Genomic DNA, 21639 nt, shown 5'->3' with positions numbered 1-21639 from the left:
TATGAAACGTTTGCCCTTGCTGGCAGCATTACCCTTGCTTTGCGCGTCAGTTGCCTCCGCCAGTACCCTCATGTCCGTTGGCTACTTTAACGGGGGTGGAGATGTCACCGCCGGACCGGGTGGCGATATCAATAAACTGGACGTTCGTCAGATCACCCACCTGAACTACTCGTTTGGTCTGGTCTATAACGACGAAAAAGACGAAACCAACGCCGCGCTAAAAGATCCGGCGAAACTGCATCAGATCTGGCTATCGCCAAAAGTCGCCGCCGATCTGGCCCTCATCCCGACCCTGCGTAAACAAAACCCGAACCTCAAAGTGCTGCTTTCCGTAGGCGGCTGGGGCGCGCGTGGCTTCTCTGGCGCAGCGGCAACCAAGGAGACGCGCGCGGTGTTTATCCGCTCCGCGCAGGAGATTGTCGACAAATACAACCTGGACGGGATCGATCTCGACTGGGAGTATCCGGTCAACGGCGCCTGGGGTCTGGTCGCAAGCCAGCCCGCCGACCGGGATAACTTCACCACCCTGCTGAAAGAGATGCGCGCGGCGTTCGGGCATAAAAAGCTGGTTACTATTGCGGTAGGCGCGAATGCGGAAAGTCCGAAAAGCTGGGTGGATATCAAAGCCATCGCGCCCCTGCTCGACTACATCAACCTGATGACCTACGACATGGCGTACGGTACGCAGTACTTCAATGCCAACCTGTATGACTCAAGCGCCTGGCCGACGGTGGCTGCCGCAGACAAGTACAGCGTGGATTTTGTGGTGAACAACTATCTGGCCGCCGGGCTGAAGCCGCAGCAGATGAACCTCGGGATTGGTTTCTATGGCCGCGTACCGAAACGCGCCGTAGAGTCGGGGATCGACTGGACGAAACCGGATGCGCAAAAAAATCCGGTTACCCAGCCCTACTTCGGACCTCAGGAGATCGGGTTGTTCAAGTCACTCGGCTATGACCTGACCAAAGATACCTACGTGAAGTACAACGATATCGTGAAGAAGCTGTTGAACGATCCGCAGAAGCGCTTTACCGAGCACTGGGACGACCAGGCGAAAGTGCCGTGGCTCTCGGTGAAGGGTGCCGATGGCAACGCGCAGTTTGCGATTTCGTATGAGAACCCACGTTCCGTTGCGATCAAAGCGGACTACATCAAAGAGAAAGGTCTCGCCGGAGCCATGTTCTGGGAGTACGGGGCTGATGACAACAATCAGTTAGCGAAACAGCTGGCGGAGTCACTCGGGAGCCCGCATAAGTAGTAAGACAATCAAGCCCTCTCCCCGTGGGAGAGGGTTGGGTGAGGGCATCAACCCGCACCGTTATTGCATTTTCATCGTCGCAATCGGCTTCGGCGTGATACCAAAATCTTCTTTCAGCTCGCGCTTGCTCTTCATGACCATCTGGCCTTTGGTGTCGATTGTCATGTGCTGCGCGTCGGTGTTATTGCGCGCCTGCCACAACATCACCAGCTGCAGACTGTTCTCTTTTTGCTCCGGCGTCAGCGCAACGCCGTCTGGCCATTTTCCCAGCTCTACGGCGGTCACCAGACGCTGATAAATCTCCGGCGTCATGCCGCTAATCATGTCTTCAATATTCACACTCGCGCCCTTTCAAAGGAATAATTTGCTGAATCGTTTTTTCAACCCTTAATCTGGTCACCGTTTTCATCATCGGTGAAGCTCATTGAGGCTGAATTCACGCAGAAACGCTCGCCCGTTGGCTGCGGGCCATCCGGGAAGACGTGCCCAAGGTGCGCATCGCAGTTGCCGCAGCGAATTTCCGTGCGCACCATGCCGTGCGACGAGTCGGTCAGGTAGCGGATTGCCTCATCGCTCACCGGCTCGTAGAAACTCGGCCAGCCGCAGCCAGAATCAAATTTCGTTTGTGAATTGAACAGGGGGGCATCACAGACCAGGCAGTGGTAGACGCCGTCTCGCTTGTTGTGCAGTAAACGCCCGGTGAACGGCGGTTCCGTTCCGTGATTCTGCGTCACGTAAAACTGCATTTCTGTGAGGTTTTTTTTCAAATCGTCAGGGTTACGTTGGTTCGACATATGCTTACATCTCGCTGTAGAAACAGACATCTTTTACCCCGGATTCTAACAAAACATTAACACCCTTGCGTGCACTTTTGATCTAAACTTATGTGTCGCGAAAAAGCGGTCAGGCAATTGTGATCATGTTCACATTTTTATCCTGCGACGACTTTAAAATCCCGGGCGCAGCCCCCATGTGGTTGCAAGCTCAAAGGGAAAGTGAGGCGAGTCAGTCGCACAAACGTTAGTCACAGGATTGATTTGTCGCAATGATTGACACGATTCCGCTTGACGCTGCGTAAGGTTTTTGTAATTTTACAGGCAACCTTTTATTCACTAACAAATAGCTGGTGGAATATATGACTATCAAAGTAGGTATCAACGGTTTTGGCCGTATCGGCCGTATTGTTTTCCGTGCTGCTCAGAAACGTTCTGACATCGAAATCGTTGGTATCAACGATCTCCTGGACGCTGAATACATGGCGTACATGCTGAAGTACGACTCAACTCACGGTCGTTTCGACGGCACCGTTGAAGTGAAAGACGGCCACCTGGTTGTTAATGGCAAAACCATCCGCGTTACTGCTGAAAAAGACCCAGCTAACCTGAAATGGAACGAAATCGGTGTTGACGTTGTTGCTGAAGCAACCGGTATTTTCCTGACCGACGAAACTGCGCGTAAACACATCACCGCAGGTGCGAAGAAAGTTGTTCTGACTGGTCCATCCAAAGACAACACCCCAATGTTCGTTCGTGGTGCAAACTTCGAAACTTACGCTGGCCAGGATATCGTGTCTAACGCATCCTGCACCACCAACTGCCTGGCACCGCTGGCTAAAGTTATCAACGACAACTTCGGCATCATCGAAGGTCTGATGACTACCGTTCACGCAACCACCGCTACTCAGAAAACCGTTGATGGCCCGTCTCACAAAGACTGGCGTGGCGGCCGTGGCGCGGCTCAGAACATCATCCCATCCTCTACCGGTGCTGCTAAAGCTGTAGGTAAAGTACTGCCAGAACTGAATGGCAAACTGACTGGTATGGCGTTCCGCGTTCCAACTCCTAACGTATCCGTTGTTGACCTGACCGTTCGTCTGGAAAAAGCTGCTTCTTATGAAGAAATTAAGAAAGCAATCAAAGCTGCTTCCGAAGGCGCAATGAAAGGCGTTCTGGGCTACACCGAAGACGACGTTGTATCTACCGATTTCAACGGCGAAGTGTGCACTTCCGTGTTCGATGCTAAAGCGGGTATCGCACTGAACGACAACTTCGTTAAACTGGTATCCTGGTACGACAACGAAACCGGTTACTCTAACAAAGTACTGGACCTGATCGCTCACATCTCCAAATAAGTTGAGATGAGTGCTTGATCCAAAAAGGCGACTTCGGTCGCCTTTTTTATTTATAAGACAGAGGATTGCTTAATGATTAATAAAATTTTTGCACTTCCGGTAGTCGAACAACTTACCCCTGTGCTCTCCCGCCGTCAGATTGACGGTGCTGATATCATCGTCGTTGACCACCCACGCGTTAAAGCGTCCGTAGCGCTGAACGGCGCCCACCTGCTCTCCTGGAAACCGGAAGGCGAAGCCGAAGGTTTGTGGCTGAGCGATGCGACCTCCTTCAAAAAAGGGGCAGCTATCCGCGGTGGGATACCGATCTGCTGGCCGTGGTTCGGCCCGTCCGCGCAGCCGGATTTACCGTCTCACGGGTTTGCCCGTAACCAGCAGTGGACGCTCAAAGCACATAATGAAGATGACAACGGCACAGTGCTGACCTTTGAGCTGCAGGCTAATGATGAAACCCGCGCCCTCTGGCCGCACGATTTCACCCTGTACGCCCGCTTTAAGCTGGGTAAAACCTGCGAAATCGAACTGGAAGCCCACGGTGAGTTTGAAACCACCGCAGCACTGCACACCTACTTCAACGTAGGTGATATTAGCGCAGTGAAGGTGAGCGGCCTGGGCGATACCTTTATCGACAAAGTGGATAACGCGAAAGAAGGTAAACTGAGCGACGGAGTACAGGCATTCCCTGACCGCACCGACCGCGTCTACCTGCACCCGGAAGCGTGCAGCGTGATCCACGACGGCGCCCTGAACCGCGGCATTGAAGTGGTTCATCACCATCACAGCAACGTGGTAGGCTGGAACCCGGGCCCTGCACTGTCCGTGAGCATGGCCGATATGCCTGACGACGGATATAAAACGTTCGTCTGCGTGGAAACAGCCTGCGTGACCACCCCGCAGAAAGCGAGCGAAGAAAAACCGTCTCGTTTAGGCCAGACGATTCGCATTGTTAAGCGATAATTTCACCGCACCACGATAAAGCAAACGGGGCGCAAGCGCCCCGTTTTAATGCACGAATTGCACAATATTAGTGCGCAATCAGAACTTGTAGCTCACGCCGACAGAGAAAATACCTGCCCACGATTTGTCGACCATCGGGCTATCCTTCACTTCGTCGCTCAGACGTTCATAACGGCCAGTACCGTACACGCTCCAGTCGCCAAGGAAGTTGTAGCTCGCGGTCAGCTCCAGGTACGGATCCCAGCCGTCATCGGCGCTATAGCTCTTCAGACCGCTACGACGGGACTCGTTTTTAGAGACACCGTAATAGTAGTCGTTGTAATTCTCGCTGCTGTACTGCACACCGATACCCGGAGTCAGGGTCAATGCACCGTTGGTATAGCGGTACAACCACGCCAGATCCCAGATAAACCCATTGCTGTTATCCAGCGTATCGCCTGCCAGGGCCGTACGCAGGAAGCCATACTGGGTGTTATGCACATAAGATAGGCCGGCCATCATTGAGCTTTTACGCTTGTCGAGCTGGCGAAGCGCGTTGCTGTCGCTGTCACCAGGCTTGAAGTGCGTAGGATCGTAGTAGGCCATGATGGAGAGCTTATCGGCCGTATCGTTCCAGAGATAGTAGCCGCCGCCGAGCCCGCGGAACCAGACGTTATCCCCTTCATAGGTGATAACGGGAACAGGATACACATCACGGTCATACTGTTTGTACGGGCTGTTAATGACGCCAACACCCGCGCCAACCGTCCACTGACTTTCCGACTGTGCGGTGCTTACTGCGGTCGCGGCAAGGATGCCTAATGCCAGAAGTTTGAGTTTGGTCACAATCCATTCTTTCCTGTAGTCAAATAATCAGCGGGTGAAGTGTAACCGCCATTCCCGTACATCCCAAAATTTTTTGCCTGCTAATTAGTCCGATTAACCCATTATTTTTAACTTATTAGATGACAACCTGCTTTCATTTACATGACCGCTGCATGAAAAACGTGCTTTTGCCTTATTACCGGAGTGGAAATTTTTGGATGAGTTATTGATATGCCATTGAAAGTAGATTTTATGGGCATGCAAGTTTTGCAAATGCCATCTACGCTTTAATTTAAGAAGAGTTTTCCTGAACACCTGCGGTTCTTAGCGTCTGACCTGGCACACAGGTTGCTGCTCTGGCAGTGAGGTGCGAGAGATTCTCTTCCGGGAGCCTCCACTACTCATACGAACGGCTCTTATCCTGTGCTAAAAAACGAAAGGACGGCATGCCATGAATATATTCGATCACTATCGCCAGCGCTATGAAGCTGCCAAGGACGAAGAGTTCACACTGCAGGAGTTTCTTACCATCTGTCGGCAAGATCGCAGTGCCTATGCCAATGCGGCAGAACGGCTATTGATGGCTATTGGTGAGCCAAACATGGTTGACACTGCCCTGGAGCCTCGGCTTTCCCGTCTCTTTTCGAATCGGGTGGTCGCCCGATACCCGGCGTTTGAAGAGTTCTATGGTATGGAAGATGCCATCGAACAGATTGTCTCCTATCTGAAGCATGCCGCTCAGGGTCTGGAAGAGAAGAAACAGATCCTCTATTTACTCGGTCCGGTGGGTGGCGGTAAATCCTCGCTGGCTGAGCGCCTGAAGTCGCTGATGCAGCGCGTGCCTATCTACGTGCTGAGCGCTAACGGCGAGCGTAGTCCAGTGAATGACCATCCGCTGTGCTTGTTCAATCCGCAGGAAGATGCACAGATTCTGGATAAAGAATACGGTATCCCGCGTCGCTATCTCGGCACCATCATGTCGCCGTGGGCGGCAAAACGCCTGCATGAGTTTGGTGGCGACATCACCAAATTCCGCGTGGTGAAAGTCTGGCCATCCATCCTTGAACAGATCGCCATCGCCAAGACAGAACCCGGTGATGAGAACAACCAGGACATCTCGGCTCTGGTGGGTAAAGTCGACATCCGCAAGCTGGAAAACTTCGCGCAAAACGACCCGGATGCCTACGGTTACTCGGGCGCGCTGTGCCGCGCTAACCAGGGGGTCATGGAATTCGTCGAGATGTTTAAAGCGCCCATCAAAGTGCTGCATCCTCTGCTGACGGCTACTCAGGAAGGCAACTACAACGGGACGGAAGGTATCTCCGCCCTGCCGTTTAACGGGATTATTCTCGCCCACTCGAACGAATCTGAATGGGTCACCTTCCGTAATAACAAAAACAATGAGGCCTTCCTTGACCGCGTGTACATCGTCAAGGTGCCTTATTGCCTGCGGATCTCCGAAGAGATCAAAATTTACGAGAAGCTGCTTAACCACAGTGAGCTGGTGCATGCACCCTGCGCGCCCGGAACGCTGGAAACGCTGTCGCGCTTCTCTATCCTTTCGCGTCTGAAAGAGCCGGAAAACTCCAGCATCTATTCGAAAATGCGCGTCTATGACGGTGAAAGCCTGAAAGATACCGACCCGAAAGCGAAGTCGTATCAGGAATACCGCGACTATGCCGGGGTTGATGAGGGGATGAACGGTCTGTCCACGCGATTCGCGTTTAAGATCCTCTCCCGCGTATTTAACTTTGACCATACGGAAGTGGCGGCCAACCCGGTCCATCTGTTCTACGTGCTGGAACAGCAAATCGAACGCGAGCAGTTCCCGCAGGAGCAGGCGGAACGCTACCTTGAGTTCCTGAAAGGTTACCTGATCCCGAAATACGCCGAGTTCATTGGCAAAGAGATCCAGACGGCCTACCTGGAATCCTATTCAGAATACGGGCAGAACATTTTCGACCGTTATGTCACCTATGCTGATTTCTGGATCCAGGATCAGGAGTACCGCGACCCGGATACCGGCCAGCTGTTTGACCGAGAATCCCTGAACGCGGAGCTGGAAAAAATTGAGAAGCCTGCCGGGATCAGCAACCCGAAAGACTTCCGTAACGAGATTGTGAACTTCGTCCTGCGCGCCAGAGCGCATAACAACGGGCGCAATCCGAACTGGACCAGCTACGAGAAACTGCGCACGGTCATTGAGAAGAAAATGTTCTCCAATACCGAAGAGCTGCTGCCGGTGATCTCGTTTAACGCCAAAACCTCAACCGATGAGCAGAAAAAACACGACGATTTTGTCGACCGTATGATGGAAAAAGGCTACACCCGCAAGCAGGTTCGCCTGCTTTGCGAATGGTATCTGCGCGTGCGTAAATCGTCTTAAAAACAAGTGCCCGGTGGCGGTTAGCGCTGACCGGGCCTACAAAATGCAAGTTGGCAAATGCAGTACGGGGGGTATATGACCTGGTTTATTGACCGGCGTCTTAACGGCAAAAACAAGAGCACGGTGAACCGCCAGCGCTTCTTGCGTCGTTATAAAGCGCAAATTAAACAGTCTATCTCCGAGGCCATCAACAAACGCTCGGTGACCGACGTCGACAGCGGCGAATCCGTCTCCATCCCCACCGATGACATCAGCGAACCGATGTTTCATCAGGGGCGAGGCGGCCTGCGCCATCGCGTACACCCAGGTAATGACCACTTCGTTCAGAACGACAGAATTGAGCGCCCTCAGGGCGGCGGCGGTGGTTCAGGAAGCGGTCAGGGACAGGCCAGCCAGGACGGTGAAGGTCAGGACGAATTTGTCTTCCAGATTTCGAAAGATGAATATCTCGACCTGCTGTTCGAAGACCTGGCGCTGCCGAATCTTAAAAAGAATCAGCATCGTCAGCTTAATGAATATAAAACCCATCGCGCTGGCTATACCGCCAACGGCGTGCCCGCCAATATCAGCGTAGTGCGTTCGTTGCAAAATTCGCTGGCGCGACGAACGGCGATGACGGCAGGCAAACGTCGCGAACTGCGTGAGCTGGAGAGCAGCCTGAAGGTCGTGGAAAATACGGAACCGGCGCAACTGCTGGAAGAGGAGCGTCTGCGTAAAGAGATTGCAGAGCTGAGGGCGAAGATCGAACGGGTACCGTTTATTGACACCTTTGACCTGCGCTACAAGAATTACGAAAAACGCCCGGAGCCCTCCAGCCAGGCGGTGATGTTCTGTCTGATGGACGTTTCAGGATCGATGGACCAGGCCACCAAGGATATGGCGAAGCGTTTTTATATTCTGCTCTATCTGTTCCTGAGCAGAACCTATAAGAACGTGGAGGTGGTCTATATCCGTCACCATACTCAGGCGAAAGAGGTGGATGAACATGAGTTCTTCTACTCGCAGGAGACCGGTGGGACCATCGTATCAAGCGCCCTGAAGCTGATGGATGAAGTGGTCAAAGAGCGTTACGACCCGGCGCAGTGGAATATTTATGCCGCGCAGGCGTCCGATGGCGACAACTGGGCCGACGACTCACCGCTGTGTCACGAGATCCTGGCGAAGAAGATTCTGCCGGTGGTGCGTTACTACAGCTATATCGAGATTACCCGTCGCGCGCACCAGACCCTGTGGCGGGAGTATGAACATCTGCAATCGATGTTCGATAATTTTGCCATGCAGCATATCCGTGACCAGGATGATATTTATCCGGTGTTCAGGGAGCTGTTCCACAAGCAATCTGCTACCAGCAACGCCTAATCCAACAGCCAGCGAACGCGCTGGCTGTTTTCTTTCGACCCCGTTCATCCCGTGCTAATGTAGAACGCTGCATACTGGATTATCACCGGGAAATCGTTATGACTGACGACATTATTGGGGCAGGAACCCACCAGCAACTGATTACTTTACTCACCGAGCAGGGCGCGCGGTTTCGCGTCATGGAGCACGAAGCGGTCGGGAAGTGTGAAGCGGTAAGTGAAATTCGCGGGACCGATCTGCGGCAAGGCGCAAAGGCCCTGGTCTGCAAAGTGAAGGGAAACGGCGTAAAAAAACACGTTCTGGCGATCCTCGCCGCCGATCTGCAGGCTGACCTGAGCCAGCTTGCCAGCCATTTTGGCGGGCTAAAGGCCTCCCTCGCCAGCCCGGCCGAAGTTGATGCTCTGACCGCCTGCGTTTTCGGCGCTATACCGCCCTTTAGCTTCCATCCTGATTTAGCACTGGTTGCCGACCCGCTGCTGTTCGAGCGCTTTGACGAAATCGCCTTTAACGCCGGCCTGCTGGAGAAATCCGTGATTATGGATACCCAGGATTACCTGCGCATCGCTCGTCCTGAGCTGGTGACCTTCCATAAAGCGTAACCGTGATGGCTCACGACCCTGTCAGCCTTTTCTTTCCAGAAACAGCACGGAGGCGACGAGAATAACGGCAATAGCGAAAAACGATGAGGAGATAATCAGCATTTCAACAAACATGCGATCGTTCATGATGGCGACCTCTTTTGCGATATCTGCCTCCGTTTTAATCCGCGTAAATGACAAGGTTATGACAACAATAAAATCTTTTTAAAACTGTCCTGCGTCGCGTTTGCGCGTACAGTATGCAGGTTAATTATTTTGGCAAGGATTCCCCTATGTTTGACCCTACTCTGCTCATTCTTCTGGCACTTGCCGCACTCGGCTTTGTCAGCCATAACACCACCGTCGCCATCTCGATTCTGGTGCTTATTATTGTTCGCGTGACCCCGTTAAATACCTTTTTCCCGTGGATAGAAAAACAAGGCCTCACCATCGGGATCATCATTTTAACCATCGGGGTAATGGCGCCCATCGCCAGCGGCACGCTTCCCGCCTCAACCCTGCTGCACTCGTTTGTAAACTGGAAATCGCTGGTGGCAATCGCGGTGGGGATTTTTGTTTCATGGCTGGGCGGACGCGGCGTTACGCTAATGAGCAGCCAGCCCTCTCTGGTGGCGGGTCTGCTGGTGGGTACCGTTCTGGGCGTGGCGCTCTTCCGCGGCGTTCCGGTGGGGCCGCTGATTGCGGCAGGCCTGGTCTCTCTGTTTATCGGGAAGTCGTAGTCAGGCTGGCCATATAACGCGCCGGCGTCTGGCCTAGTCCCTTCCTGAACATGGTGATAAACGCGGTGGTAGAGTCATAGCCGAGTGCCTGTGCCACCTGCTGTACCGATTTCCCACCGATCAAATGCTGTAACGCCACGATCAGCTGCAGCTGATGACGCCAGCGGCGAAAGCTTAAACCGGTCTCTTTCACCACCAGCCGCGCCAGGCTGCGTTCGCTCATGGCAAAATGGCTCGCCCACTGCGCCAGCGTTTGCCAGGCGGCAGGCTCTTCCGCCATTTTCTCGCTCATCAGCCGAATTTTAGGATGGGGCGACACGGGCAGCTGCAGATGCTCCTGACGCTGGAGCGGCAGCTCGTCAAACAGGACGTCCACCAGGCGCGATGTGGCCGCAAGAGGAAGTTGTTCACGCGGTTTTTCCGCCAGGGATAAAATCAGCTCCCGCACCAGAGGAGAGATTTTCAGGGTACAGCAGCGGTCGGGCAAGCTTGCCGCCCCCGGTTCAATGAACAAAAAGCAGAGCTGCGCGCCCGGCGTGGCCCTGTTGCTGTGCGGCATTTGGCCAGGGATCCAGACGGCATACTGGGGCGGAACCATCAGCATGGCATTTTCCACTTCACAGGTGATTGCGCCGCCGAGGGCCAGAATCAGCTGTCCCTTACGGTGATGATGTCGGGGAATATATTGTTCCTCCGCCACCACGCGAATGCGAAATGCGACGGCCGCATCGTACTGGCTATCAGGATTGTAGCCCTCCAGTCCCAGACCAATCATCAGTTTGTCCGATTTTAGCGATAAACTGTCATTTTAGCCTGATTTCAACCGCTGAGAAAATCGGTATTGTGTGCCCTCGCTTGAACGTATGAGAACATAATGACTACTGCTATTCGCACCTCAGGAAAACACGGCGCGCTGTTGATTGCAGGCATCCTGATGATTGCCACTACGCTTCGCGTCACCTTTACCGGGGCAGCCCCGCTGCTCGACACTATTCGTCTTGATTATGGCTTAAGCACGGCGCAAACCGGTCTGCTGACCACCCTGCCCCTGCTGGCTTTCGCCCTTGTCTCGCCCCTCGCCGCAGGCATTGCCCGACGAATCGGCATGGAGCGCAGCCTGTTTGTCGCCCTGCTGCTGATTTGCGCCGGAATTGCACTTCGCTCGCTGCCTTCCGCCGCGCTGCTTTTCATCGGAACCGCGGTCATTGGCTGCGGGATTGCGCTCGGGAACGTGCTGTTACCCGGATTAATTAAACGTGATTTTCCGGGCCAGGTAGCGAAGCTCACCGGAGCCTATTCCCTGACGATGGGCGTCTCGGCGGCGTTTGGCTCAGCGATGATAGTTCCCCTGGCGCAGGGGAATGCGGGCTGGCATGGCGCGCTGCTGATGCTGATGGCGTTTCCGCTGGTCGCGCTGCTGCTCTGGCTGCCGCAGTGGCGTCAGAAACACGTTGCAACGGTAACGGGCGCAGGCGCGCTGCAAAACCGCGCCATCTGGCGCTCGGCCCTCGCCTGGCAGGTAACGCTCTTTTTGGGTATTAACTCGCTGATTTACTACGTCATCATCGGCTGGCTGCCGGCGATATTGCTTAGCCACGGCTACAGCGAAGCGCAGGCCGGCTCGGTGCACGGGCTGCTGCAGCTGGCCACGGCCGTGCCGGGGCTTGCCGTGCCGCTGGTCCTCCACCGTCTGAAAGATCAGCGGGCCATTGCAGGCGCAGTGGCGCTGTTGTGCGCGGTAAGCGCGGCGGGGCTATGGTTTATGCCTGACATGGCGGTGATGTGGACGCTGGTGTTTGGCTTTGGCACAGGGGCAACGATGATCCTCGGCCTGACGTTCATCGGTCTGCGCGCCAGCTCCGCGCATCAGGCTGCGGCGCTGTCCGGCATGGCGCAGTCGATTGGCTATCTGCTCGCCGCCTGCGGCCCTCCGCTGATGGGGAAAATTCACGATACCGCAGGAGACTGGCAAATCCCGCTACTGGGCTGCGCGCTGGCCGCCGTGATAATGGCGCTCTGCGGCGTGCTTGCCGGGCGAGACCGGGAGATCGCGCCTCGTTAAAGACTGTGGCAGACCATCGGGTCTGCCTTTTCTTACCCGCGAGCCGCGCGCAGCATCGCCTGCACCAGCACGACCGGGCGTCCTTCCAGCGCGGCACGCTCATGCTGGAATAAGGTGATCACGAAGAACGGGTGCGTAACCAATTCTGCAGCGCGAATCTCCCCCTGTTCGTCCCAGCCCGTAACATGCATATCACCGCTTTCCAGCGCCTGAGCAAACGCCGGCGACACGCCATAGTTACAGTGATAGCCCTCTTCAATTTCCGGCTTGCCGTACGCTTTCGCGATCAGCGTATTTTTGCGCAGCTCAATCGCATCGGTTTTTTCCACCAGCGAGCAGGTCAGCGGCGCAATCACCATGGTGCCTTCGCTATCCGTCTCGGCATGTGCCGCATCAGCCCAGCCCAACACATTACGGGCATACTCAATCAGCGCGTGCTGGAATCCGCCGCAGGTGCCAAGGAACGGTATGCCGTTTTCGCGGGCGTAGCGTGCGGCGATAAAGGCCGCCTCGGTGTTTTTATAGGGGCTGGCAGGAACCAGCCAGATGGCATCGTAGCCCACCAGATCTTCAGGGCTTGTCAGCTCCGTGGTGGCAAGCCAGTCGTAATCGGCGGTGAGGTCAAGGACTGCGGCGGCGTCGTCAATGGCCAGCGGGATCGCCTGATGCGCAATTACATTGGGATTGTAATCGCCAACCAGCGCAATGCGCAGCGTCGTTTTAACCGGGAGGTGTTCCATGAAAGGTTCCTTATGCCAGAGTATTATCAGATAACATAAGGAACCTCAGACTACCGATCTTCTGCAATTATCACAATACCTTAAATTGGGAGGGTGGAATTATGATTCAATGCAAACGCGTATACGAACAGGCAGGTCCGGACGACGGCTATCGGGTGCTGGTGGACAAGCTGTGGCCTCGCGGGGTGAAAAAAACGGACCTCGCGTATGATGAATGGTGTAAAGCGCTCACGCCCTCGAATGAATTACGCAAGGCCTTTCATAGCGAAACCATTGATTTTGCCGCCTTCAGTAAGGCCTATCGGGAAGAGCTGGCTCAGCATGCTGACGAGGGAATGCGTCTGGCGACGCTGGCGAACAGGCAGACCGTGACCCTGCTCTTTGCTGCCAAAGACACGAAGCAAAATCACGCCCTGGTATTAGCCGACTGGCTGCGCCATCTCTGATCAGCCGATCGCCAGCTCATCGAGAATTTGCGGCGCCTCATCGGGAGTGAGCGGCATCAGATGTTCGGCGCGGACAAACGCAAAGCCATGCTGATTGTCAAAGGCGTAAACATCACCTGTCACCAGCCAAAGCGCGCGATCTGAGGTAGCGGGTAATTGCGTCATCACGCCGTTGACCGGGTTAACGAAACGCAGGCCAGGCTGGCACAGGCCAAACAGCTCAACAGATTTACCAATATTGCGACGGCCTGACGCCGTGCGGGCACCGATGATCATCGCCATGCTGCCCGGTTTAAGCTGAAACATACTTCTCTCACGGTAACGGTAGCCAGAAACTAGCTAAGAATTATCCTAAAGAGAAGTGTATCGCAGGCGCTATACGTCTGTCACCTGGCGGGTTGCGGACGATCGCGACGATAGAGCGTCCATTCATCAATCACTTCGCCGTCCGGTAATTTGCACTCCGTGCGAACGCCCTGCGGGCTTTGAACCGGGATCTGTTCCCCGCCTTTCTCCAGGCAGTACACGGAGGCCGGGTTCGCCATACCGATAGCGTGCGGCGGTTTCGGGGCATCGGGTGGGGTCGTTTTTGCGGTGCAAGCCACCAGGGGAAGCGCAAGCGCCAAAAGCAGAAATCTCATCTCATTGATCCTTGTGACATCATTACAGTCTAAGGGTAACGGGTCATCGCCGCTTTCTCCATGATTTCTCCTTTTTAACTGCACTTTTCAACACTATAGTGTGGCGTGTTCTCGATATGACCAGAGAACATCATTCCGTAATCAAGATGTCTTTGCCCCGGTCTCAACAACGGGGCTTTTTTTCTCTGCTGCTGCCCTCTCCCCGCATATATTAAATTTCTTATATTCATGTTTTACTATGCCTGAAGCCTAAAAATTCAGCATAACATGCAGATGCAGACGTCTTCTGCCTGGGAGTCATTCTACGTCATGTCGGATATTATCCTTGCCCGTGTTTCAGAAACCCTCGCCACTGAACAATCCCTTGAAGGTCTCGTTCGTCAGCTGCTGGAAATGCTGGAGATCGTGACGGATATGGAGTCGACTTACCTCACAAAGGTAGATATCGAAGCCCGACTGCAGCATATCCTCTACGCCCGCAACAGCAAGCAGATGACGATCCCTGAGGGACTGAGCGTTCCGTGGGAAGAAACACTGTGTAAGCGTGCGCTGGACAGTGACACCGTATTCAGCAACGACGTTCCCGAACGCTGGCCGGACTGCGAGGCGGCAAAAGCGCTCGGCATTACGACCTATATGAGTATTCCTGTCCATCTTGCGGATGGTTCACTCTACGGAACGCTCTGCGCCACCAGCACGGCCAGAAAGCCGCTTAGCGAGCGCGGTGAACAGGTTCTGAAATTATTCGCCGGGCTGATTGCCCAGTCTATTCAGAAAGAGTCGCTGGTGACCCAGCTTCGCGAAGCTAATGCGGCACTCATCGCGCACTCCTACACGGATGCCCTTACCGGTTTACCCAACCGTCGCGCCATTTTCGAAGATCTGACCACGCTGTTTTCGCTGGCGCGCCACCTTAAACGTAACACCGTCATCGCGTTCATCGATTTGGATGATTTCAAACTGATAAACGATCGTTACGGCCACGAGGCTGGAGACCAGTTCCTGATTGAAGTGGGCAAGCGTCTGACGGAAGAAAAACGGCAGGACGATATCATTGGCCGGCTGGGCGGCGATGAGTTTCTGGTGGCGTCGTTGAGCCAGCCTCACCAGAACGGGGATAACCCACCACAGGTTTCGCTGCTCAAAACACGCCTGAGCGCCTGCATTGCCGGTGAATACTGGCTGGGCAGCGTTCATATTATTTATCCGGGAGCCAGCCTCGGCGTTATCGAAGTGGACCCAGGGATAACCGATCCGGACAGCGCATTACGCGCCGCGGATGTCGCGATGTATCAGGATAAGAAAGGAAAAAGCAAAACGCGCTTTCTCACTATGGATTAACCCCGTACACTCTACGGCGTTATAGAACCGAAACAGGTGATGGTATGAGAATAGGGATCCTCTTCCCGGTCGTTATTTTTATAACGGCGGTGGTTTTTTTAGCGTGGTTTTTTGTCGGTGGTTACGCGGCGCCGGGGGCATAAATGAGAAAAACGACCCTCATTATGCTGATCGTTGCCATCGCGGCGTTTGCCGGCACGCAGCTTGGCTGGTGGTAAACGCCACTACGTAAAAAGGCCGCCATCTGGCAGCCTTTTTCAACGCTTTTAAGCCTTAGCTTTTAATTTTTCTGTAGATAAACAGAACAACCAGCGCACCAATCACCGCGACGGCGAAGCTGCCGAAGTTAAAGCCATCGACTTTGCCAAAACCGAACAGCGTACTGATCCAGCCGCCAACTACCGCGCCGATAATACCCAGTATTACGGTGACGATAAACCCACCGCCATCTTTGCCCGGCATGATCCACTTCGCCAGAATACCCGCAATAAGCCCAAAGATAATCCAGGATAAAATTCCCATAACTTTCCTCTCTGTATGGTTTTTGTCATTAAATCAACGACACAAAAAAGAATAGCACAGGATTTCAGAAAGGAAATTTGTGATAGGCATCACAATGCGAGAGTGCGCAATTATTCGTCAATAAAAAGAGCGTGCCACATAAACTGTGGGGTTGCATCTTTTTTTGAGAAAGATTATCTTTCTCAATACTGAATAGTTGAGCAAAACACTCGGGTATTCAGTACGACATTGCTCACATTGCTTCCAGTATTTCTTGCCCACTTTTAAGTGGGCTTTTTTTTATGTTCATACCCCAACAAACGCGTACCGGTTACGTCCTGCGCGTTTTGCCTGGTAGAGCGCCTGGTCAGCGGCAACAATGATATTCTGCTGGCTACCCGCGATGTCGACCGCACGCGCGGTAGAAATTCCGACGCTTACCGTCACCCGCCCGAAGGGGCTAAAAGCATGCGCGATTTGCAGAGAAAACACGTTGCGTATAATCGTCTGCGCCAGCCGAAGCGCCTCCTGGATATCCGTATCAGGTAATATGAGGGCAAACTCCTCTCCTCCATAGCGCGCCACAATCTGATTATCGCGGCTAAGGCTCTTCCTGAGACTGTTTCCCAGCAGCGCCAGACACCTGTCCCCTTCCGGATGGCCGTAGTTATCGTTGTATTTTTTGAAGTAATCCACGTCCACAATCAGTATCGAAATCGCTGCGTCATGTGCGGCGCAAAGCGCGATTTCCGAGAGGATTTTTTCATCAAAAATGCGACGGTTGTAAAGGCCGGTCAACGCATCCTCGGAGGCAATAATCTTCAGCGCCGTATTATCCCGTGTTTTTCTGGATAAGTCGGAATACAGGAAGTATGACGCGACGATGAGTATCGCCGTAAACACGAAAATGAGTACCGCCAGCTGAATTGCCTGCTTGCGCCACGAAGCAAGGGCTTCATCGATGCTGACGGCCACGGTGGTGACCAGCCCGTAGCGTCTGTTTTTCTCATAGGCATATATGCGTTCGATTTTATCAAACCGCGAAATGGAACTGGCTATCCCGGTATTTTGTACCTTGAGGTATTTCCTGAAGAGCGGTGAATCAGAAACAATCGTGCCGATATAGGTATTTTTAAAAGGATAACGGACCAGCAGCACGCCTGACTCGGTTGTTAAGCCAATGACCCCCGCATGACCAATATTAATCTGCCCGTAGAGCGCGAGAAAATTCTCGATACCCAGCGTCACCACAACAACACCATTAAATGCCCCGGTGTGGGTTTCAAGGCGCCGACTAATGGTGATGACCCATTTACCATTGGTTCTGCTGACTACGGGCTCGCCAATAAAAATCTGCTGATTTTTATTTTCCTTGTGATAGATAAAAAATGACCTGTCCGATCCTTTGTGTGGACCTGTAAAAATTTCGTGCAACGCGGTAAAAATATCGCCCCTGGCATCGTAAACAACCACATTATTAATCTGGGTAAGGAGATTATCCTGATTATTTATCATTCTCTGAATGTGAGTCGCCTGTTGCGGGGTCATGCCATAAATTTCGATTATGTCGGAAACGGTAGTAATTAACATTTCGCTTTGGCGCATGATCCCCTCGGTGTAGACATCAAGGGTATGGCTCAGGTTAGCAACGCTGGTATTAATTTGCTGGATTGACTGCTGCCGGGACGTGGCAATTTGGACGGCAAGCGACAGCGAGATGATCAATGAGACAATGATGACGGTAATGGTTGTTGTGTAAAAAGTATTTTTCACATGCACGAGCTTTTCCACCTTATCACGCCTGACATCCCTGGCTGACAACTCTTGTCACTGTAACAAAGCTCGGGATAAGAGGAAAATGAATTGCACTTAAGCATACAACAGAAGCTCGTCTTTATTTCGTTTTACAAACTGACGGTCTCCCTGGGTTTAGATAAAATGACTTTAATAAAATCGATATAGGAGACGGGTTTACCAAAATAATATCCCTGTAACAGGGTTATCTCATTACGGTTGAGATACTCCAGCTGCGCTTTTGTTTCTACGCCTTCAGCTACAATGCGCAATGAGAGTTTTTTCGCCAGCTCAATGACGCAGTCCAGCAGGATCGTTGAATCCTTTTCATCTGAAACCCGGTTCACAAAGCTTTTATCAATTTTAATATAATCAATGGCAAGTGCATTAAGGCATGACAGCCCGGAATAACCCGTACCAAAATCATCCAGGGCAATAACAAAACCGGCGTTATGCAGCATGTTAAGGTTTTCCACCAGGTGAGGATTATCGATCAGCGGTTCACGCTCGGTCACCTCGAGAACCAGTTTGACCTCTTTACCCTGAAACCCGTTCCCGAAGACGCGACAGTCACCGATAAAGGAAGGCGCATTAATGTGTCTGGCGCTGATGTTTACTCCGATATGAAACCCGTCCGGTAGCTTAGGCAAAAGCGGCTTAAGCTGCGTCACCACTTTCGCCATCAACCCTTTAGTCAGTGGAATAATCAAACCGCTACGTTCGGCAATCGGAATAAAGACATCCGGCGGGATAAAGCCTGACTTTGGATGCTTCCATCTAGCCAGGACTTCAACGCCATACAACCCGCCGGTATCGCCATTCACGATTGGCTGGTAATACGGCACGATCTCCCCCTGCAAAATAGCCTTACATAAGTCGTCTTCAAATGAGGTGCTTTTCCCCTTGTATCGGCGGATCAAAATGCCCACAGCCACCGATAGCGCGAGAATAAGCAGTATCAGGCTCCATCCCTGGTGCAGTAGCCGCGTCAGGCTGAAAAAGGCAGGAGGTTGCCAGGCCAGGCTAAAGGGAAATTGCGTTGATGCCGTAAGCGCCCCCGTCCAGGAGGCCGCTTTCCAGCCCCTCACACCACCGTTGCGAACAAGCATGCTTTCGCCGACAACCAGCCCCAGATCCACGCCGTTTGATGCGCTCGCGATGACGTCCTGCAAATGCGCGTCGCTGATGCTAACGATGACGCGCCCTTCCGCGATGGGCATCTGGAAGATAAGCACCGGAATGCCGTTCACCAGTTGATTGCCGGGTAACAGCATCAATTTTTCGGCAGGTAATGTCTCAGGATGAATAATCAATACGCCATTCCCGGGAAGGGAAGTGCAGATGATTTTACCCTGCTGCTGAATCATGATGGCGCGCAGATGCGGTTTTAGCGCTGCCTCTGTCCCCAGCGCCAACTGTCCGCTGCTGGTACACCCCTGTGCCGCAACGCGCTTCGCCGTGTTGGCCGCACTGACTGCTTCAGCCAGAATGTTTTCTATTTTTTGGGTGCTGGCCGTGGCGGTATGACTATTACTCAGCTTCGCCATCTGCCATAGCTGCCAGTTAATAATCAAAATGCCGCTCAGAAAAAGAAACAGAGCACTTAGAATAGGGATCATCACGTTGCGCACGATGTTTTCCTTAATAGAAAAAACAAGCATTGATGTTCTGGAAAAAGAACCAGCGCTAACCTGGTATTGCTTATAACAATGAAATTAGCTTAGCTGAGAATTGTCTTAAAAAACTGATGCTTTCGTATGAGTTCACCAGCCGGAATTTACTCACATGACGTGACTATCAGGCTTGTTCCTTGCCCTGGCTGTGTTAAGATCTATGAAATCAGGGAGCGGACTGGATATCTGTAAAGTGAAAAAGCTCATTACCGTTGCTATCGTTTCAACGCTTCTGGTCTTCCTGTCTCTTTATGCGGTCAATGCGGTTATCGTGGGGCAGCAGAAGAGCAAACAGAGTGAAATATCCCGTACCCTTTTACATTATTCAGAAGACGTTTCCCAAAGCGTGGCGCTGAGTCTTAAAAGCATCACGACGCAGGGATGTGATAAAACCAGCCTCGATCGCTACAGACAAATCAAGCTTAATAATCTTTATTTCGCCGATATCGGTTTTATTGAGAAGGGAAAAATTGTCTGTACCGCTTTTTGGGGGAAGCTCGCGACGCCCGTTGCACTTCCTGCGGAACTGCATAAAACGCCGAGAGGCTTTCTCCTGGCCCAGTTTTCGAGAAAAGACTTTTTCACGGGCAATGCGGCAATTTATAATAATATTATTATCTTCACCTCCCGCTATGCTTACGATAAATTCACCCCCGTTACCGCAAGCTATTCGCTAAGTACTACCACCAAAGACTTCGGCAGAGTCTTTTTTTCGGCCGCCCCGGAGCTAACACAGCAGAGCTTGCTGCATTCGTCGTTGTTTACCCTGACCCTGACACAGTGCAGCGCCCTCTGGGACCTGTGCGTCATCGTGAAGCATCACGACGCTGGGCTGGCCTCGTTACCTCCGTTTATCTTTGCGCTTCTCGCGGTCATTCTCTGTTTTATCTGGATCGCGATAGCCTTGTTTATCTTCCGTATCTACGAAGATCGTTTTTCTCTGGAACGTACGCTGATCAAAGCCGTCATCACGAATACCATCAGCGTTAACTACCAGCCTATTATCCGCATTCACGATCAAAAAATCGTGGGCGTCGAAGTTCTGTCGAGATGGCGCGATCAAAAGCATGGGGACGTCTCTCCGGAGCTGTTTATCCCATTAATTAAGAAGATTGGTCTGTATAAAAAATATTACAGTAATATTATCGGCAAATCCCTTTCAGAGATTGCCCCACTTGCGATTAAACATCAGCTGATAGTCTCCATTAACGTTGGGCGGAAGGAAATTGAAGATGGGCAGTTCATTAACATTTTGCGCCGTGCGTGTTTAGCCAATCACCTTCCCCTTTCCCTGATGAAGGTCGAACTCTCCGAAAAAGCCGTTTCCACGGCAGATATTCTTGAGGGATTCTGTCAGGAGCTGAAATCGCTCGGCGTTAAAATATCAATAGATGATTTTGGCGTGCAAAATTCAAACCTTGCCCGCCTTTCGCTGCTCGAATATGATGAGATCAAAATCGATAAGTCGCTGGTAGACGGTATCAACGAGCATTATAAACAAAACATCTTTGCTATCTTCAGCGATGCCCTCGCGAAATTGAATAAGACCCTTGTTTTCGAAGGCGTGGAAAATGAAATTCAATATCGCTTTATTGCGAGCAGATATCCCGATGCGCTGATTCAGGGATGGTATTTTTCAAAAGCACTCACCCGCAGCGAGCTGGCGAAGCGACTCACCGGGGTCGCACCGTAACCGAAGTCTTGCGGATCCGTTTTTTTCCTGTCGGGCATTTCCATTTTTTACGCAAAAACATATAGTCGTCACAATCAGACGGTAGATTACCCTGAAGCACACTCATATTTTGGTTAAAAACGTGAAATTATCCTTACTATTCCCAGTGGTACTCATTTGTCTGACCGTTATTTTCGCGCTGTTTATCGACGCCCCCGCTTCGCATATTCTGCGGAAAAAATGCATGTGGTCCGATAGCGTGATGCTGAGCTGTATCGCAAAGCATCAGCATAACGGTTTTTAAGGCAGGCTATTCATTTCCCCACTGATTGAGGAAATTCGCAATATCGTCAATGCGACCCACACGGATCCCGGCCTCAATGGCCATTTCCTGCTGGGCTTCCTCGCTAATCTCCTCATTATTCGATAAACGGGTGAGCAGCAGCTGGAAATAATGTGCCAGTGCGTCGCGCTCTGACTCAGCGACCTGCTCTGCGGCTTCCGTCGCGTACTCATCGGCAATGTCATAATATTTCAGTGGGATATCGTTGTTCAT

General features: G+C 52.5%; 24 protein-coding genes. 12 read left to right on the top strand and 12 right to left on the bottom strand.

Annotation, left to right across the window (positions count from 1 at the left end; translation table 11 throughout):
* The first annotated feature begins 1 nt into the window (after position 1).
* Positions 2 to 1258: a glycoside hydrolase family 18 protein gene (locus tag KGP24_RS09900; protein ID WP_223563181.1), complete on the top strand. Its 1257-nt coding sequence runs from the start codon at positions 2 to 4 to the stop codon at positions 1256 to 1258.
* A 60-nt stretch (positions 1259 to 1318) separates the two neighbouring features.
* Here KGP24_RS09900 and KGP24_RS09895 read toward each other — a convergent pair whose 3' ends face one another.
* Complete coding sequence (locus KGP24_RS09895) at positions 1319 to 1597, bottom strand: YeaC family protein (protein ID WP_048977352.1); 279 nt, start codon at positions 1595 to 1597, stop codon at positions 1319 to 1321.
* A gap of 41 nt (positions 1598 to 1638) precedes the next feature.
* Positions 1639 to 2052, bottom strand: coding sequence for a peptide-methionine (R)-S-oxide reductase MsrB (gene msrB, locus KGP24_RS09890; protein WP_008500710.1), 414 nt, complete (start codon positions 2050 to 2052; stop codon positions 1639 to 1641).
* 341 nt (positions 2053 to 2393) lie between these two features.
* Between msrB and gapA the strand changes: the two genes are divergently transcribed.
* Complete coding sequence (gapA, locus tag KGP24_RS09885) at positions 2394 to 3389, top strand: glyceraldehyde-3-phosphate dehydrogenase (RefSeq protein WP_014831506.1); 996 nt, start codon at positions 2394 to 2396, stop codon at positions 3387 to 3389.
* A 72-nt stretch (positions 3390 to 3461) separates the two neighbouring features.
* A complete protein-coding gene (locus KGP24_RS09880) occupies positions 3462 to 4346 on the top strand; it encodes a D-hexose-6-phosphate mutarotase (RefSeq protein ID WP_223563180.1) in 885 nt (294 codons plus the stop codon).
* 78 nt (positions 4347 to 4424) lie between these two features.
* Here the strand turns inward: KGP24_RS09880 and KGP24_RS09875 are convergent, their stop codons facing one another.
* The gene (locus KGP24_RS09875; RefSeq protein WP_223563179.1) at positions 4425 to 5171 is read right to left on the bottom strand and encodes a MipA/OmpV family protein; all 747 of its coding nucleotides are present in this window, start codon (positions 5169 to 5171) and stop codon (positions 4425 to 4427) included.
* A gap of 430 nt (positions 5172 to 5601) precedes the next feature.
* Between KGP24_RS09875 and yeaG the strand changes: the two genes are divergently transcribed.
* The 3 genes from yeaG (at position 5602) to KGP24_RS09860 (ending at position 9494) form a co-directional block, all read left to right on the top strand.
* Positions 5602 to 7536, top strand: coding sequence for a protein kinase YeaG (gene yeaG, locus KGP24_RS09870; RefSeq protein WP_223563178.1), 1935 nt, complete (start codon positions 5602 to 5604; stop codon positions 7534 to 7536).
* Positions 7537 to 7611: 75 nt separating this feature from the next.
* Positions 7612 to 8895, top strand: coding sequence for a YeaH/YhbH family protein (locus KGP24_RS09865; RefSeq protein ID WP_023292702.1), 1284 nt, complete (start codon positions 7612 to 7614; stop codon positions 8893 to 8895).
* Positions 8896 to 8993: 98 nt separating this feature from the next.
* Positions 8994 to 9494, top strand: coding sequence for a YbaK/prolyl-tRNA synthetase associated domain-containing protein (locus tag KGP24_RS09860; RefSeq protein ID WP_223563177.1), 501 nt, complete (start codon positions 8994 to 8996; stop codon positions 9492 to 9494).
* 21 nt (positions 9495 to 9515) lie between these two features.
* Here the strand turns inward: KGP24_RS09860 and yoaI are convergent, their stop codons facing one another.
* Positions 9516 to 9620 (bottom strand): small membrane protein YoaI, encoded by a 105-nt coding sequence (yoaI, locus tag KGP24_RS09855; RefSeq protein WP_223563176.1) that lies wholly within the window; start codon positions 9618 to 9620, stop codon positions 9516 to 9518.
* Between the two features lie 146 nt (positions 9621 to 9766).
* On the opposite strand from yoaI, the gene KGP24_RS09850 reads away from it, so the two are divergent.
* Positions 9767 to 10213 (top strand): DUF441 domain-containing protein, encoded by a 447-nt coding sequence (locus KGP24_RS09850; RefSeq protein WP_024908579.1) that lies wholly within the window; start codon positions 9767 to 9769, stop codon positions 10211 to 10213.
* Here the strand turns inward: KGP24_RS09850 and KGP24_RS09845 are convergent.
* Entirely contained in the window at positions 10197 to 10988 is a 792-nt protein-coding gene (locus KGP24_RS09845; protein ID WP_282454306.1) for a helix-turn-helix transcriptional regulator, read from the bottom strand. The genes KGP24_RS09850 and KGP24_RS09845 overlap by 17 nt on opposite strands.
* A gap of 99 nt (positions 10989 to 11087) precedes the next feature.
* Here KGP24_RS09845 and KGP24_RS09840 point away from each other — a divergent pair, with 99 nt between their 5' ends.
* Positions 11088 to 12275: a CynX/NimT family MFS transporter gene (locus KGP24_RS09840; RefSeq protein ID WP_223563175.1), complete on the top strand. Its 1188-nt coding sequence runs from the start codon at positions 11088 to 11090 to the stop codon at positions 12273 to 12275.
* Between the two features lie 32 nt (positions 12276 to 12307).
* On the opposite strand, the gene KGP24_RS09835 is transcribed toward KGP24_RS09840, so the two are convergent.
* Complete coding sequence (locus tag KGP24_RS09835) at positions 12308 to 13015, bottom strand: CTP synthase (protein ID WP_223563174.1); 708 nt, start codon at positions 13013 to 13015, stop codon at positions 12308 to 12310.
* 101 nt (positions 13016 to 13116) lie between these two features.
* Here KGP24_RS09835 and KGP24_RS09830 point away from each other — a divergent pair, with 101 nt between their 5' ends.
* Positions 13117 to 13461 carry a DUF488 domain-containing protein gene (locus tag KGP24_RS09830; protein WP_047061597.1) on the top strand — a complete coding sequence of 115 codons (345 nt, stop codon included), beginning with the start codon at positions 13117 to 13119 and terminating at the stop codon, positions 13459 to 13461.
* Here the strand turns inward: KGP24_RS09830 and KGP24_RS09825 are convergent, their stop codons facing one another.
* Positions 13462 to 13767, bottom strand: a complete 306-nt coding sequence (locus KGP24_RS09825) for a hypothetical protein (protein WP_194401097.1) — start codon at positions 13765 to 13767, stop codon at positions 13462 to 13464.
* A gap of 80 nt (positions 13768 to 13847) precedes the next feature.
* Positions 13848 to 14102 carry a DUF333 domain-containing protein gene (locus KGP24_RS09820; RefSeq protein WP_223563173.1) on the bottom strand — a complete coding sequence of 85 codons (255 nt, stop codon included), beginning with the start codon at positions 14100 to 14102 and terminating at the stop codon, positions 13848 to 13850.
* Positions 14103 to 14411: 309 nt separating this feature from the next.
* Here KGP24_RS09820 and KGP24_RS09815 point away from each other — a divergent pair, with 309 nt between their 5' ends.
* Both KGP24_RS09815 and KGP24_RS09810 read left to right on the top strand, forming a co-directional pair.
* Positions 14412 to 15443 (top strand): sensor domain-containing diguanylate cyclase, encoded by a 1032-nt coding sequence (locus KGP24_RS09815; RefSeq protein WP_223563476.1) that lies wholly within the window; start codon positions 14412 to 14414, stop codon positions 15441 to 15443.
* 44 nt (positions 15444 to 15487) lie between these two features.
* Positions 15488 to 15586, top strand: coding sequence for a YoaK family small membrane protein (locus tag KGP24_RS09810; protein WP_014883431.1), 99 nt, complete (start codon positions 15488 to 15490; stop codon positions 15584 to 15586).
* A gap of 130 nt (positions 15587 to 15716) precedes the next feature.
* On the opposite strand, the gene KGP24_RS09805 is transcribed toward KGP24_RS09810, so the two are convergent.
* The 3 genes from KGP24_RS09805 to KGP24_RS09795 all read right to left on the bottom strand — a co-directional run bounded on the left by KGP24_RS09805 (position 15717) and on the right by KGP24_RS09795 (position 19369).
* On the bottom strand, positions 15717 to 15965 hold the full coding sequence (locus KGP24_RS09805; protein WP_006174788.1) for a GlsB/YeaQ/YmgE family stress response membrane protein: 249 nt from the start codon (positions 15963 to 15965) through the stop codon (positions 15717 to 15719).
* A gap of 285 nt (positions 15966 to 16250) precedes the next feature.
* Positions 16251 to 17723, bottom strand: a complete 1473-nt coding sequence (locus tag KGP24_RS09800) for a sensor domain-containing diguanylate cyclase (RefSeq protein WP_223563475.1) — start codon at positions 17721 to 17723, stop codon at positions 16251 to 16253.
* Positions 17724 to 17848: 125 nt separating this feature from the next.
* Positions 17849 to 19369, bottom strand: a complete 1521-nt coding sequence (locus KGP24_RS09795; RefSeq protein WP_223563172.1) for a cyclic diguanylate phosphodiesterase — start codon at positions 19367 to 19369, stop codon at positions 17849 to 17851.
* A 235-nt stretch (positions 19370 to 19604) separates the two neighbouring features.
* Here KGP24_RS09795 and KGP24_RS09790 point away from each other — a divergent pair, with 235 nt between their 5' ends.
* A complete protein-coding gene (locus tag KGP24_RS09790) occupies positions 19605 to 21104 on the top strand; it encodes a cyclic diguanylate phosphodiesterase (RefSeq protein ID WP_223563171.1) in 1500 nt (499 codons plus the stop codon).
* A 289-nt stretch (positions 21105 to 21393) separates the two neighbouring features.
* Here KGP24_RS09790 and KGP24_RS09785 read toward each other — a convergent pair whose 3' ends face one another.
* A complete protein-coding gene (locus tag KGP24_RS09785) occupies positions 21394 to 21639 on the bottom strand; it encodes a DUF2543 family protein (protein WP_223563474.1) in 246 nt (81 codons plus the stop codon).

It is taken from the genome of Enterobacter sp. JBIWA008 (assembly GCF_019968765.1).
Lineage (GTDB): Bacteria > Pseudomonadota > Gammaproteobacteria > Enterobacterales > Enterobacteriaceae > Enterobacter.
This window is presented reverse-complemented; position numbering and strand designations above follow the sequence as displayed.